Origin of the sequence: Cutibacterium modestum (genome assembly GCF_008326345.1) — a bacterium.
GTDB classification, from domain to species: Bacteria; Actinomycetota; Actinomycetes; order Propionibacteriales; family Propionibacteriaceae; genus Cutibacterium; species Cutibacterium modestum.
In genome coordinates this window covers 47,728-62,417 of record NZ_BJEN01000005.1, presented here as the reverse complement: position 1 = coordinate 62,417, position 14,690 = coordinate 47,728, and the positions used below count along the sequence as shown (strand labels likewise).

The following is a 14,690-nucleotide window of genomic DNA, read 5'->3' as shown; positions in this document are numbered from 1 at the left end:
ACTGGCTCAAACAGCACCGCGACCACCAACTCACAGGCAACCTCACGGCCTACCACGAATTACATATCGCATCCGACTGACTCCTCCTCTACACCATCAACAACGACAACACCCTCACCCTGGCCCGACATGAAGCACGCTCGAGTTTTTGTGGGTCTCGCAGAAGACAGATCCGGCTGGACCCCCGCCTCCCTCTTGCCCCCTGCAGCGGTCTCGGGGGCAAGAGGGACCAGAGGACCCATCCGGGGCACCCCGGAACCTCGGATCACCTGACTCGGCCTTCGTGGCGTACTATTGACCGGCAATATGACCTATGCTTGACTGGCTTTATGACCGTGACAAGTACCGAGGAGCGGACTCACCGCGACTGGTGGGAACAGGTATGGATGCCTGATCACCCTTGGGCCTCCAGCGACCTGACCACGGGCCTGCGCCGCACGACCCGCACCTCCGCCATGAGGCGGGTGTACTTGGAAGCCAACCGCGTTGTAGCCTCCAACCTCCTTGTGGTCGATGGACACCAGCCAGACACCCTCATCCGCGCCGTGTGGGACCGTAAACACTGGCTTCCCAACCTTGTCGTCGAGAACCCGGCCAACGGCCACGCACACGCGATCTGGGCGCTACGTGAACCAGTCACCCGCACCGAATACGCCCGCAAAAACCCCACCGGACTCGGCCGCAACTGCGACATTTTCGAATCAGCCCGCGCCTGGGCTTACCGCGAAGCCCGCCGTATCCGACTCCGAAGCCGCCTGCATCGCCCGATCCATCACCAACTGGATCACCACAGAATCCCGCCTGTGGGTGCAATCCAGCACAGTCACGCAAACCACCTTCACCACCATCCAATCCGCACGCGGACACAAAGGCGGCAAACACAGCGGAACCATCCGGCGCCATCTTCGTGACAAAAAGTTGGAGAAGCTATGAGTGATTCCCGGGTACCACGAAACGGACGCACAACCAGAGAAGCAGCAGAAATCACCGGCCTTTCAACACGCAGTATCCGGCGATGGACATCAATGCCACGCAATCAATACATCCGCGAACAGGAACGGCGTAGAGAAGAGATCCGTGCCTACCACGACGACCAAGGCCACACATGGCCTGAAACAGCCAAGCATTACGGAACGACAGAATCCAACGTCAAACAACTCGCATACCGAGCTCGCAGAAAGAACGCCCGTGAGGCCGAGGAAGCCGCAAAGGGGCCGACACTGTTCGATTATGAAAGGATCACGTGACAAACATTCAAAGCCCCAGAGAACAGAGTTATCATCCAGCAGAAAAGAAGAGCACAGCCATGGAATGTAAACCAAAAACAAAATCTACATTTAGCATACTTATATTTCTAGGAATACTCTTCTTTTTGCTGGCAATAGCATCTAAAGAATTCTCCCCCTACAACCCCCCAAAAAGCCTAGCAGTTGCCCGAGACATAGTAACACAGCACTGCTATCCTCTCCTTATTACTGTATCGGCAATTCTACTATCCTTCTCAGTGGCAGAGGCGGCAGGGCTAACTTCACGAGACACCAGCCGCAAGGCAAGCATTAACCCGAAAGCCTCAACACTTACCTGGGTAGCACTCCTATCCACACTTATGGTGATATTTTTCGATGTCCTTGATCAACACTTAATGACTAGTATCAACCTAACTCTAGCGATGATCATTGGCAGCGTTCTTCACATAATCGAAACATCAAGTATCATGGTATTATCGATTCTCATATATAGGAAGGTATTGCACTGATTAATCTACAGATTAATACCACATTCCAGCCCATCCCCTTGTGAAATCTGGGTTTAAGAACCTCGCAGTAGGATACGCGGCTACTTCTTCCCAAGGAACAGTAATATATCCCGGTCCCGTTGTCCCAGCATGCCAGTAGGGCTTATGCGGAGTACACTTTTTCTTAGGCTTGTAAGGAGGTCTAACTGGTTCATAGGAGCACTGTGTATGGTAGCCTTGAGGCTGCCACGATGCTGTACCAGAAGTATTTTCATCATTTATAACAGTAAACGTATGCGTCGCCTTACTGCTGACTCCGATCACCGCACAAGAGTGGTTTGTAAGCGTTCTCCATGAACGTGCCCCAATTGGCAATACTACGGACTCGAAGCATTCCGTTCCACTAACTTTTGCTGCTCTAACCTGATCGCTGCTCTGTCCCGGGACAATCTTTCCATTTGTAAACACAAAATAAGATCCCGGCTTAATAGATGGATCAATATACAAAGAAGACCTATTAAGGATAGACGATGGGAGTGAGTTTAATAATTCCTTTGATATCTGAGGGTTAGCCTTAGCAAGTGGCGTATTCTGACGAGCTTCACTCGGGTCAGAATTTCCTTGAGCCATAGCTGGTTTAGCGGCGCTTAAAGTTGCAACTGAACAAGCCATAAGCGCGACAGCAGAAATTACAAAACGCACCTTCATAGTTCCTCACCTCTGATTACGTCAATTTTTAACTAACCAGATATATCTGGTTAGTTAAAACCTTGCAGGGCTTATCCTATCTACGTCCGGGCCACTAGCTTGACGTTACCTCAAGAATTATCTGAAAGGCCGAGCAAACCAAGAGGAAACCACCCCCTCGGTAAGCTTCCTTCCGCCGTCCATCTCTATGAGGCGTCCTCCCTCTCCACGAGCCACTCTAACCAATGCTACTCAGTCAGCTGGCTTTGAGGGTCTGGGTGACCTCACGGGTGAGCGCTTGACAAGTCCACGCAGACACGGTCATGCCCTGCCGGGACGCATCCCGTTCGATCAGCCTCCACACGCTGGCACTCACATAGAACACCATTGTCGGCAACCAGAACAAGGCACTCCACCCAGCCCCCCCATTCCGACACACCTAGTGCATTCTTGACGCCTACTCGAATTTTTCGCTGTTGACGCCCTACCAGCGCACCCTTCGTGACCAGCTCCAGACACCGCGAGTCAGGCAGCAAGGTAGGCACTGAGGGCGTCACGGATCAGTTCCAAGGTCGTCCGCGTTAAACTCCGCACCGTTCGGGATTTGGCGTTGTACGTCCAGCAACTCAATGCCGTGGAGTTCTCCTGATTCCAGGAACGAGAGCGTTGCGACAACGCGGCCATCGTCGTTCACCGGAACGGTTCGCGCGACCTTGCCGTCCGTAAATTTCAGAAATGCTGCATTTGCTTGCTGGTCAATGGTCAAAGTTGGTTGTAACACTCCAACTTCCTCATTGAGGCGTTCGGGATTCACCGTCTAGCAGTCAGCAGGGGGCTGGAACCTCAGTCCCTTGGTCCTCCTCGTCGGGGCCGGCGTACACCTGTTGCGTGTCCGCTGGATTCGGGAACCATACCCGGCTGGGGCGGCCGGCCACCTGGTCGAGGCCGAGCAGGCCAGCGTCGACGAGTCGACCACGGACCTGGGAGACCCGGTTGGGGTGGCACTCCAGGAACCGAGCCACGACAGCGAGGCGGGCCTGGGCCATGCCGGTGCGTCCGGCCAGCATCCTCCACACCAGCCAATGACGTGCCCACTCGCCACTTTGAAGCCCGCCTGCCTGACGCATGACATCCCATGTGCTCCGCGGCAGTTGCTCCCAGTGCTTGGTAGAACTGGTGGGACCAGTGAGCTTGTACCAGATGGCGGTCGCGGCCGTGGTGTCGTCGTACCTCTTCTTGGAGGTCAGCCAGCCGCGTGCTGTCAGTTCCTTGACAGCACGATGGATTCGCTGACGGGCAGCCGAGGAAGACAAGTCGTCCCAGCCGCACAGTTCAGCTAGGTGAGACTGGGAGTAACGGACCCACTCGCCGTGGCGGGGATGGTTGACCAGTGTGATGAACAACGCCATCGCGTTGCCCGACACGCCCGAGCAGATGACATCATGATGAATCTTGAGACGCGGTCGGTCAGTTCGCTGCTTCATGTCTGGTGTACTCATAGTCCCATTGTGGCGTACCTTGGAGTCCCTGAGAGCCCCGAGCAGCGGTTGAGTATTCGCGTCATAGCGGTCTTCTCTACGCCGGTGACCCACGCGTTTCCTAGGTCGATTTGGACTGTTGTTGAGGCGTGTCGGCCTCGTCTCCAGGCGAGAGTGGCCACGGGGTTGGGTCGTGGAGTGTTCCGGAGGCGATCACGCACCGCGACCCAGGTTTTGTGCGGGCCAGGGCATCGTTGCATCCCCATGAGCGAGTCAGGCCTTGATCGGTGTTATCGGTCCAGGCTTGACCGAACCGGGCCCGGGCGTAGCCGGTCATGGGGGCCGGCAGACGGTCCAACGCACCCGCAGCGGCCCTTGCACCAAGCTTCCTGACAACGGTGGAGCCCATGACTGCCGACGGTTTAGAACCGCCCGTAAACGGCCATGATTTGGCTAGTGTCAGGCCCGCCACTACTGCGACGCCGATCACAGCAACCACAGCCATGATTTTCCTGAGTGCCGACCTCATCGATCCTCCCACTGGTTGTGGGCGGCTAGGTCGGCCTCTAGGGCGGTGCGCACGATGTGGCACATCGCGATGACTTCGTCATGGTCACGGGGAAAACGGGCCATCAGCATGGTTTGGCGGCGGGTCAGCCAGCCCATCGGATCATCAGAGCGGGAAGCTAGCAGTTTGGTGGCGATCGCGCCTGCCATGTCGTCGCGCTCGGCGACGTGGCGCACTTGCGACTGAGCGACCCTGACATCGGTCTTGTCAGCAGTCTCGCCAGGGTTGGGGTAAATCCACACGGTTGTGTCTCTTTCGTCTACGTCGTCTTGACTGGGTTCGGGTGGTGGGAGGGGGGCGGGGTTGATGGGGGCGGCCTTCTGGTCGGCGATGACCCCGTGTAGCTTGTCTCGAACGATCTCGCAGTGGCAGACACCTAGCGAGCCTTCGTCGCGTACTCGCCTAGCGGCAGTCTCTAGGGCCGCCACATTCAGAAAGCTTGGATTCCGGCGAATCTCGGTGGCAATCAGTTGGCGGACCTGGCCGCGTACTTTCGGCGGAGCCCCCACCAGTTGGGGACACCGCCTCACGAACCGCCATGCCAGGTTTGCGGCGTCATCGTTTCTGGCATTTCTGGTTGGTGTGGGTTTCTTTGGTGTCGGCGGCGCAGCCGCCGCGCGCGCGCGCGTTGGTGAGCTAACACGCTGACGCGACCCAGGGTCTAACTCATTGTCTAATGATTTGTCTAATAGAAAGGCGACATTTTCTGGGGGGTGGATGGGGTGAAGAATCGGGGGTTGATGGGGTGAAAAATGGGAGGAGTCCTCAGTCCCTTGGTCCTCCTCGTCGGGGCCGGCGTACACCTGTTGCGTGTCCGCTGGATTCGGGAACCATACCCGGCTGGGGCGGCCGGCCACCTGGTCGAGGCCGAGCAGGCCAGCGTCGACGAGTCGACCACGGACCTGGGAGACCCGGTTGGGGTGGCACTCCAGGAACCGAGCCACGACAGCGAGGCGGGCCTGGGCCATGCCGGTGCGTCCGGCCAGCATCCTCCACACCAGCCAATGACGTGCCCACTCGCCACTTTGAAGCCCGCCTGCCTGACGCATGACATCCCATGTGCTCCGCGGCAGTTGCTCCCAGTGCTTGGTAGAACTGGTGGGACCAGTGAGCTTGTACCAGATGGCGGTCGCGGCCGTGGTGTCGTCGTACCTCTTCTTGGAGGTCAGCCAGCCGCGTGCTGTCAGTTCCTTGACAGCACGATGGATTCGCTGACGGGCAGCCGAGGAAGACAAGTCGTCCCAGCCGCACAGTTCAGCTAGGTGAGACTGGGAGTAACGGACCCACTCGCCGTGGCGGGGATGGTTGACCAGTGTGATGAACAACGCCATCGCGTTGCCCGACACGCCCGAGCAGATGACATCATGATGAATCTTGATGAAGCCCTTAGCAGAACCAGTACAGGTGTTAGCTGAGGTTCTAGCAATGCTTCTAGCTGAACTGTTAGCAGTCGTTACAGCCTGTGTTCTAGCGGTCATGACGCCCTCCTCGAGGACGCCTCACGGCTTGTCATAGCAATCAATCCTTGATGTTCAGCACCCTGTAGCAGGGTGCGATACCTGCGAGGATCGGCGTTGCTGCACTTCCAACAACGCGGGCTATCAGCTACCATGAAACTGTCTGTGGCGGTACTTGCATGACTGTCATGGCGGTCCCCCCTCCTCTGGGAAAGGACCTGAGCCCCTAACAAGGGCTGCTGATAACCGAATTGATTAGTTGAAGGCCGCTCTCCCAAGCGGCCTTCAACCATGTTCGGGCTCACCCAGACATCAAAACTTCTTTCTGCTCGTCCTGTTCCTCGATGTCGTCGAGAGGCAGAGCATCGGGGTACAACGCCGACATCACGGCCTTGTCCAGATACTCCGGGATCGGTATGGGGTCCTCGCCTCGGTCCCTGCGCACCACATTGAGGGTGCACAAAGCCGACCACCCCACGAGATCGGACTTCGAAATCTCCAACTGCCACGCCATCTCGTCGATCGGATCTATCAGAGACTGAGGCACATAACACGTCAAGGACCTGACGGGCTCTTCGCAGCGTGGCTTCGGGCCGCGACGGATCTTCTGGTATGGCTTGCGGGGAGACCTCATAGAGATCATTATGGCCCATCCGATGGGTGATATGCGGCTCAACACACCGTACTGCACAGTTCTCAGCTCGGTTTGGTGTCTGTACTTCCTTCATACCCTTGAAGGTGTGAAAGAGAGCCGCGATGTGCGGAACGGCCCCCAAAATTTTTTCTCAGCTGTGAGGACGGGCTGCCTGCAGCCCGTCCCAGGTCTCGAACAGGACTTTCCCGTCAATAGTGAGTGGCTCGGCCTGGTCGACCAACAGGCGCAGCACCTTCAATTGCTCGCTGGATACAACCGGGCGTAGGACAATAGTAGTGGGCGTCCATCACCTCGATCGTGAGCATTCAATTTGTGGGGATCCATTCCGGGCCACCTGAACCGAGCCTCGGCCAAGGCCCGATTTGAAGTCAATGGAGCTAGTAGCCGCTGCGCAGATGTCAATGAGCCATAGTCAGAATCATTTGTTCTATGTCACGAGCGCCACTTCGGTGGTGGTGGGGCCCATCCCTCAAGATCGGCCATCAGCTGATGTATGGTATCGGCGATCACGAGCGAGGCGCGGTCCTCAGGGCGGACGAAGCCTTCGATGGTCATGTGGTTGAGTAGCGCGGTCAGCGGTGCCCAGAAGGTCGAGTCGTACAAGGCCACGGGTTTGCTGTGTACACCGAGCTGCTGCCATGTCCATGCTTCGAATAGCTCGTCAAGGGTTCCGCCGCCGCCGGGTAGCGCGACGAACGCGTCAGCTAGGTCACTCATCCGCTGCTTGCGCTCATGCATAGTCCGCACTACCTCGAGGTGAGTCAGACTAGGATGGGCGATCTCCCCGTCCACCAAGTGCTGCGGCATCACTCCGATCACAGCGCCGCCAGCAGCGAGGGCCGCATCAGCAACAGCACCCATCATCCCGACCTTCCCGCCGCCATAAACCAGGGTGATCCCGGCGTGTGCGAGACCCCGGCCCAAGGCGGTTGCTTCGACACGATAATGAGGGTCGGTTCCATCCTTCGCACCCGTGAATACAGCGACCGACCGGATACGGCGCCGCAGCCACGGGATGACTGCCTCGACCAGCAGCGGGGCCAGGTCCTCAGGCAGGGCGTCGACACTCCAATCGAGCCAACGAATCTGCTCGATCTCAGCAGCTGGCTCACTCACCGCAACCGGGGTGTGGGTGAAAATCGTCGCTACCACCTGATGGCCGGCCTCATTCGCTGCTCGCGTGGTGAACACTCCCACCCGACGCAGGTCGTCGGAAGACAATGCGACGCCGAGCTCTTCGTGCACTTCCCGGACTACTGCCTGACGCGAGTCCTCGCCGGGCTCCGGCTTGCCGCCTGGCAGCATGAATGCCTCGGCGCCTCGTTTACGGACAGTGAGAAGCCGCCCGTCAGAATCTTGGACGATGACAGCACTGACCACGATCGAAGGCATACTCACGCTACCCATGCTAATGATCCGTTGCACCAGTACGCGGCCGGAGCTCCACCGGGGTGGATGAAGTTCTTCAGACGCAACGGGCTGGTCGATCCAGTCCTCGAGTCGTGCGACATCGTCGTAGATGAGGATAACTAGCTCCATGAGGAGGCCAGCTGGGTCAACACCGAATCATCATCCAGCAACGAGGATCATCAGCATCGTCGAGCGCCCACGAGTACAAGATGTGCTCTACGGCGTAACCAACAGCGTCATCAGTAAGGTTGTCGCGCCGATAATGTTTACGAGCCGAGGCCGAGCCACTGGTTAACCGCAGCACGGATCGCGTCAGAACGCGTGGTCAATCCTTCGTCATGGGCTCGTTGTGACAACGCCTTGAGAGTGTCCGCGTCGAAGCGCACAGGGACCACAGTGCCCGGGCCCCTCCCCACCGGTGGGCGACCACGTCGAGACGGCGGAAGCATGCTGAGGTCATAACCAGCTTCTGCTTCATCCGCCCATGCTTGTATCTGACTGTCGGCCACCGGTTCTCCATGCAACAGATGCTCACCCACACTCATATCGTATACGATTGGTGAAGTTATGGCTCCCCTATGGCGCATCGTGGAGCTGGGTGCGGACCGGACACGCCATATACCATTTTTAATTCCAGTCGAAGAGTCTGTATTCCCTTCACACTTTTGAAGGTATGAAGAGGCCCCGATATGCAGGGCGGACCCAAAATTTTTCTCAGCTGTGAGGACGAACTGTCTGTAGCCTGTCCCAGGTCTCGAACAAGATTTTCCCGTCGATGGTGAGCGGTTTGTCTTGGTCGGCCAGCCAGCCGCCTATCTGGTCAACGATCCACGCGGTGTCGGCACCGATCGGATTCCAGCCCCGCATCTCGATGCCACGCCACCCTCGCATCGGCATCCCTAAGGTTGCTACCCGCCGACCGGCTACTACAGCCACCGTTTGCCCGTCAGGAGACCACATGGCCCGCACGGAGGGGATGAGTTCTGCTACCAGTTCCACCGGTTCCATCCATGGCGGGTCAACCTCGGGCATGTCGACCATGTTTCCTGCCCGGCAGGTGCGGGCAGGCCAGGCCATCCGTCGGCGCCACCACCACACTGCGGCGGCTACCCAGGCCACCCATCCGGCTCCCAATACGGCCACAGCCCACGGGTGTCCCCACAGACAGGCGGCACCGATCAAGCCCCACCCCAGCCAGCCGATCCCGGCCATGATGGCCTGTACCCCCGTGATCGCCGCGAGCCATGTCACTGCGGCCACGACCGGAACCGAGGTCATCCACCACGAACCTACGAACCCGGGAGAGGGGGCGAGGGCCTCCAACGCCTCATGCCAGCCGATCCCGGCCTCGACCCCGGCGGCGGCTACCACGATCGCGGCGAGCGTGCCGGGCCGGGTGTGGCGTAGCTGCGGGGTGGCATCGATGAAGGAGACACTCCACGACCACGAGGGGGTCAAGGGGTCGACGGTGTTGTCTGGGGCCTCTACGTCGGGGTCGCCTTCTCCCGCCAGGGCGGCATCATAGGAGGCGCGGGAGCCCGGGTCAGACAACACTTCCCAGGCGTGCTGGGCGGTGGTGAACGCCTGGGGGTCGCCGCCGGCATCGGGGTGGGTCGCTTTCGCGGCGAGGCGCCATGCCGTCTTGAGCTGGGTGTCGGTGGCGTCGGGGGCAACCCCTAACACCTCGTAGAGGGTGGGGCTATCGGGGGTCATCGGTGGGTGACAACCGACTCCAACTCGCCGACCGGAAGCATCTGCCCACCGGCCTTTTCAATATGGACTGACCCGGTGTGGCCCAGCACCGACCACGTCACATCCCACGACGTGATCGCGGTGACCTTGTAGCCCTCTGGCGGGGCTGCCTGCTGATAGGTGTAGCCGCACGTTGGGGAGGGGGTGCCCGGCTCCACCGACGGACTCCAGGGGGTCGTGGCGTCGCAATGGACGGTGTGGCCGTCGCCCATATCAAACGACAGACCGTTTCGTTTGGCGCTCAACGAGACAATCTGTCCCATAAACGTGATCGATTTGTGCGTGGTGGCGGTGGGATCATCAACCGACAGCCACAACGCCTGGCCCACCGCCGCCGAATGCCACTGATTCAGACTCGGGTCAGGGGCAATGACCGGTCGGGCACCGGGCAGGGTCATCTTCATGGCCGCATGGCGTCCCAGCCAGGCCGGGTCAGGGATCGCACTGGCCTTACCTGACGGATCCGTCCGGCATTTCTTAGTGAAATCGGCTTGCCCGCTGGCACGTTCAGCGGCAGTCATATGCGCCGATTCGGAACTATCAAGAAAAGACTTCATCATCTGACACTGATAGTTAGCCGCCGAGGCATACCCGGCATGAGCAGCCCACGCATCAGCCTGCGACAACCCATCAACAGACGTAGCCTCGCCCGGGCCATCATCATGATTCTTCCCATCACCGCCCCGATCCCCCGAGCGAGTATGAGCCCCAGAATGAGGATGGTTCCACACATCTACCCGCACGTCATAGCCAGGACCATTCGTGTCCGTATGGCTACTGAAGTTTTCGTCGTCTGCGAGGGCGGTCAGGGGCATGGCGGCGAGGGCCAGGCTCAGGAGGCCCGCGGTGATTACTTGACGTCGCATGAGGGGACCTCCACTCCGTTACGTGCGATCATTTTGACGGTGCCCTTCTTGTCGCGGGCATACCAGCTATCGAGATGGATGATGCGTCCATGGTCAGCTTCTCCGTGGCGGTCCACAGTACGGATAGAGCGGCCGTCCTCGCAGGACTCCAAAGCGATAGCAGCCTCAGGATAGGTGGTATCACCCTTCTTCTCCCGTACTGCCGTGATTTTTGGGGCCCCTGACTTCCATCGGATGCCTAGGTTGTAGACCTTGCGGTTGAAGATCATGTAGTTCTTGAGGGCTTGGCCGGAGGCGTAGTTGGTGAGCATGAGCGGGGCCGGCTCACCAGGGGCCAGGCCTCCCATCTTCTCCACCTCGAAGTTATTGATGTAGGCGGTGCGGTAGACCTTTTCGGCCTCGGTGACGCTGACGGCCCCCGCTGACGGCGTTGGGGTTGCTGAGGATGATGCCGATGTTGTAGTGGAGGCACTCGGTGTCGGCGTGGGAGCCGACGTTGATCCTGCCGAGTGGCAGCCGGTGAGGGCTGCTACCGCGATGAGGGCAGTGCCGATACCAAGACGATAATGGTGCATAGGAACCTTCCTGATAGGGATGAGTGCAGGAGATCATGACGCTCTCCTGCGTGTATGGGTAATAACGGAGTCGATGATCCGGGTGGTGTCGGCGCTCAAGTCGACACCCAGCCGTCGCGCGGTAGCCGACAGGTGATCGACCAGCTCGGAAACCTTGTCCATGTTCCCGGCCTGGTATTCGGTGCGTAGACACCCAGCCACCAGGTCCTCATGATCGGGAGACACCAGTAGCCCTTGGGTTAGCGCCCAGCGGGCCAGCCCCAGGTCCCCGGCCTCCAGAGCCCGATCCGTCACCTGGAGAGCAGCATCGACGATGCGGGCTTCCACGTGGTACATCGATGCCCGGAACTGGCGAAGATCCGAGTCAGGAACGCCGGCGAAGACCCGTCCGCGGCCCAGTTTCAAAATGGCCACCAGAGTAGCCGTCTCAGCGGTGTTGATACCCCGCCCGGCCAGGGCGGCGTCGATCAAATCCACATCAGTGACGATCCGGTCATCGAGCCGGTAGCCATGCGTGGCCGCCGGCATGTAAGCCACCCCGGCCTCATCGGCCCCCAACCAGTGTCGTAGGTGTGTAGCAATCGAGCGCACCGTCGCACCTGATAGACCCAAATCGTCGGCGATAGTTGCCCCTGATACTCCCGGATGCTCAGCGATGTAGAGAGCTAGCTGCTGGCAGCGCCACGGGGAGCGCCCGGCGGTTCCGGTGGTACCGGTGATGTTGGGGTGGCCGATGATTGATAGGACGGGGTGGCCTGAGTTCAGCGGGTCGATGTCGTCGATGGGGAAGGGGGTATCGGTGCCGGGTTGGTGGGCATTGACACGAACCTGGTCGGTGGGTTCGTCGGCGTTGAGGGCCTGGTTGGCGTCGTCGATGATGGTGTCGATGTCGACGCTGGATAGGTTGATGTCGCCGGTCAGAGTGGTTAGGCGGATATTCGGGCGGGTGTGCCTGCTGATGGCAGTCTTATCTTCGTCGTCCTGGCTGGTGTTTGGTTTGATTTCGGTGTTGTGGTCCCACCAGCTGGCAGGTTCGTAATCGTCGTCAGCGGAATTGGCTAACAGTTCGACCACGCGGCCGTAGAGGTCTGGGGAGAGGGTTTGGGGGTGGACATGCCAGCCGAGAGGGGCCAGCTTGGCGACTAGGGGGTCCCCTGCCAGGGTCAGAGACCATTCGTCTGGGCTGGTGTGGCTGGTTGTTACTGCAGCCACCGCCACTCGGGGAAGGGCTTCGATGAGGTTGGCGAGCCGGTTGCGGTGGTCTTCGGTGAGGTCGGTGTCGAGGAGGATTACTTCGGCGTCGAACCCGTCGGAGATAGCGGGGTCGGCTCGGTGAGCGGTGAGGGGGCTTTCCTCGGTGAGGATGCGCCGCTGGTCGTTGGCGCGAGCTTCCAGGGTGTTTAGGAGGGCGTCAACGTCGGCGGCGCGGGTCAGGGTCGCAGATCCTAACGCCTCTTCTAGGCCTGGGCATATTTGGCCGACCAGGGTGATGTTGACCTCGTCGGACCAGTCGCAGGTGGCTAGTTCTACAGCGATGGCGGCGAGGGCTGTGTCGACTTGGTCGTCATCGGCGATCAGGTGTAAGGTCCCTGCGGCTTCCAGGTCGATAAGAATATGGGCGCCGTCGTCGTCGCGTCCCAGCGTGACCAGAGATGGCCACGGGGCTGCCTGGTCGTCGTCGGCGTGGGCTAGCAGGTCGTCGATCCGCTCGGCGGTCAGGGTCCACACCGATCCGTCGGCGGTTAGGTCTACCGCTTTGGGATGGTCGGGGGTGGACGCCGATAGCAGCAGGTCGATTCGGTCGTCGTCGATGCGGGCAGCCAGCAGGGGTGGCAGCGGGTGCCCGGTGTGGTGGCACCATGCGCCGATCGCGCGGAGCGCCTGGTCGAGGCATGTGATCGTCAGAGTGTCGGTTGCCCTGGTGCTGCGTAGCGCTATCTCAGCGGTTTGGGCGTCTGGGCTGGGCAGGGTCATGGCCGTGCCGCGGGGCTGGCGGGTGAATCGGGTCCGGTAGCGGCGGTTAAGGGTGGTGACCAGCCCGGCGACGAGCACGAGTCCGACGCTGGCGGTCAGCCCCACCTGAACCGGGGACAAGGCCTCCTCGTCACTAATAGCGGCGACGGTGGCTGGGCTGGTGGGGTGCTTGTCGCTGGTTGAGTGGCCGGCAGAGGAGACGGCCGGGGCCTTCGGGTGAGCTGGAATAGACGACGTCGGGGCGGGCGCAGGTGTGGCCTTATGGACAGGCGCAGTCGCGGATGCGGGGACCACCGCGGCATTCGGCGTGTGGACCTTCGGATGGGTTGATGTTGGGGCTGTGGCGTGGTGGAGAGGCCCGGGGATGATGAGTTTTTGGCCCACGGCTAGATCGGAATGGGCGTCGATACCGGAAGCCTCGGCGATTTTATGAAACTGGGAGCCGTCACTGTAGTAGTGCTCGGCGATCTCCCACAGGTACTCCCCCGCCTGGACCGAATGAACCGCGGCTGTGTTTTCGGGAACTGGTAGGACCAGTTTTTGGCCGGCTTTCAGTTCCGAGTGCGGGTCGATACCGGAGGCCTCGGCGATACGACGGAAGTGGGAGCCGTCACCGTAGTAGTGTTCGGCGATCTCCCACAGGTAGTCGCCGGGCCGCACCGTGTGAGTCTTCCAGATCTTCGGAGCCCCGGGGGTGTGAGGGCCATGACTGTTATGGGTGGTAGCCGCGTGGGCTGGGGCCACCTGGGCGGTAACCGCCACATGGGGGGCCTCTGCGGCGTGAGCTATCGACGTGGCCGCCGGTGCGGCCGCGAACGCGGCAATAAGGAGACCGGCAGCCACGCGGGGTACCACGCGGGGGCCAGGCATGTGCAACCGAAGTCGACGCCCCGAGGCCATCGTGACCGCCTCGGCTGCCACGGCCAGGGTAAACCACGCCCAGCAGATCCAGCCGATGAGGCTGACCAGCCACACCAGCACAGACCCGGTCATATCCGGGGTCGTTAGCAGATGCCGTAGATGAGCCCACGACAGACCCGAAGGCATCAGTGGGGCGCCCGCAACCGCCAGCCCGATCGGTAGGCCGACGATCACCACGCATAGCGCCACCAGGGCACGGATACGACGCATCACTGTCATGGACGTTCTCCCGGTCCTACAAGCTGGGCATGAGCCTTCCCGTGCCCGGTCACCTGGCTGATTCCGATCGCCGACAGAAACAGCGTCGGCCGGCTCTGAGACGTGGTCACCGTGATGGTCACCCCGCCCACCTGCACCGATCCACTCACCCCGGCCGCAGACAACGCCTGTCGGGCCGCCTGGACAGCCGCGGCCGCACCGTCGCGGCCGGCCAGTTGCGGGGTTGCTGCCGCATCGGTTCCAGCGCGGGTCGCCGCCACCGCAGCATCCTGAGCCGCCTGGGTTGCTGAGATTTGCCGGGACCCGTCAAAGACCAGACCGGCCACCACCAGGATCACTGGCACCATGAGCAGCATCCACACCGACGCCGAACCGCCGCCACGCTCATCCATC

14 protein-coding genes are annotated in these 14,690 nt (G+C 60.4%); 3 read left to right on the top strand and 11 right to left on the bottom strand.

Annotated features, from left to right (window positions below; translation table 11 throughout):
- Positions 1-329: 329 nt before the first annotated feature.
- From F1563_RS13230 to F1563_RS13220, 3 genes are all read left to right on the top strand, one after another.
- Positions 330-911, top strand: coding sequence for a replication initiation protein (locus tag F1563_RS13230; RefSeq protein WP_149302768.1), 582 nt, complete (start codon positions 330-332; stop codon positions 909-911).
- Between the two features lie 114 nt (positions 912-1,025).
- Entirely contained in the window at positions 1,026-1,247 is a 222-nt protein-coding gene (locus tag F1563_RS13225) for an RNA polymerase sigma factor sigma-70 region 4 domain-containing protein (protein WP_149302765.1), read from the top strand.
- Positions 1,244-1,756, top strand: coding sequence for a hypothetical protein (locus F1563_RS13220; RefSeq protein WP_149302762.1), 513 nt, complete (start codon positions 1,244-1,246; stop codon positions 1,754-1,756). Before F1563_RS13225 ends, F1563_RS13220 begins: the two co-directional genes overlap by 4 nt.
- A gap of 1,219 nt (positions 1,757-2,975) precedes the next feature.
- Here F1563_RS13220 and F1563_RS13215 read toward each other — a convergent pair.
- From F1563_RS13215 to F1563_RS13165, 11 genes are all read right to left on the bottom strand, one after another.
- Positions 2,976-3,236 carry a DUF2283 domain-containing protein gene (locus F1563_RS13215; RefSeq protein WP_149302759.1) on the bottom strand — a complete coding sequence of 87 codons (261 nt, stop codon included), beginning with the start codon at positions 3,234-3,236 and terminating at the stop codon, positions 2,976-2,978.
- Between the two features lie 10 nt (positions 3,237-3,246).
- Positions 3,247-3,921 carry a hypothetical protein gene (locus F1563_RS13210; protein ID WP_149302755.1) on the bottom strand — a complete coding sequence of 225 codons (675 nt, stop codon included), beginning with the start codon at positions 3,919-3,921 and terminating at the stop codon, positions 3,247-3,249.
- 504 nt (positions 3,922-4,425) lie between these two features.
- Complete coding sequence (locus tag F1563_RS14535) at positions 4,426-5,946, bottom strand: hypothetical protein (RefSeq protein WP_238330722.1); 1,521 nt, start codon at positions 5,944-5,946, stop codon at positions 4,426-4,428.
- A gap of 280 nt (positions 5,947-6,226) precedes the next feature.
- Entirely contained in the window at positions 6,227-6,559 is a 333-nt protein-coding gene (locus tag F1563_RS13200) for an antitoxin HicB (RefSeq protein WP_235695372.1), read from the bottom strand.
- 453 nt (positions 6,560-7,012) lie between these two features.
- On the bottom strand, positions 7,013-7,972 hold the full coding sequence (locus F1563_RS13195) for a TIGR00730 family Rossman fold protein (RefSeq protein WP_235695373.1): 960 nt from the start codon (positions 7,970-7,972) through the stop codon (positions 7,013-7,015).
- 284 nt (positions 7,973-8,256) lie between these two features.
- On the bottom strand, positions 8,257-8,535 hold the full coding sequence (locus tag F1563_RS13190; RefSeq protein ID WP_036973651.1) for a ribbon-helix-helix domain-containing protein: 279 nt from the start codon (positions 8,533-8,535) through the stop codon (positions 8,257-8,259).
- 169 nt (positions 8,536-8,704) lie between these two features.
- The gene (locus tag F1563_RS13185) at positions 8,705-9,703 is read right to left on the bottom strand and encodes a J domain-containing protein (protein WP_002546680.1); all 999 of its coding nucleotides are present in this window, start codon (positions 9,701-9,703) and stop codon (positions 8,705-8,707) included.
- Complete coding sequence (locus F1563_RS13180; protein WP_002546681.1) at positions 9,700-10,608, bottom strand: hypothetical protein; 909 nt, start codon at positions 10,606-10,608, stop codon at positions 9,700-9,702. The genes F1563_RS13185 and F1563_RS13180 overlap by 4 nt, the downstream gene beginning before the upstream one ends.
- Positions 10,593-11,183, bottom strand: a complete 591-nt coding sequence (locus F1563_RS13175) for a hypothetical protein (RefSeq protein WP_149302752.1) — start codon at positions 11,181-11,183, stop codon at positions 10,593-10,595. Before F1563_RS13175 ends, F1563_RS13180 begins: the two co-directional genes overlap by 16 nt.
- Before the next feature lie 33 nt (positions 11,184-11,216).
- Positions 11,217-14,297, bottom strand: coding sequence for a LysM peptidoglycan-binding domain-containing protein (locus F1563_RS13170; RefSeq protein ID WP_149302749.1), 3,081 nt, complete (start codon positions 14,295-14,297; stop codon positions 11,217-11,219).
- Complete coding sequence (locus F1563_RS13165; RefSeq protein ID WP_002527243.1) at positions 14,294-14,689, bottom strand: TadE/TadG family type IV pilus assembly protein; 396 nt, start codon at positions 14,687-14,689, stop codon at positions 14,294-14,296. Before F1563_RS13165 ends, F1563_RS13170 begins: the two co-directional genes overlap by 4 nt.
- Between the last annotated feature and the right edge of the window lies 1 nt (position 14,690).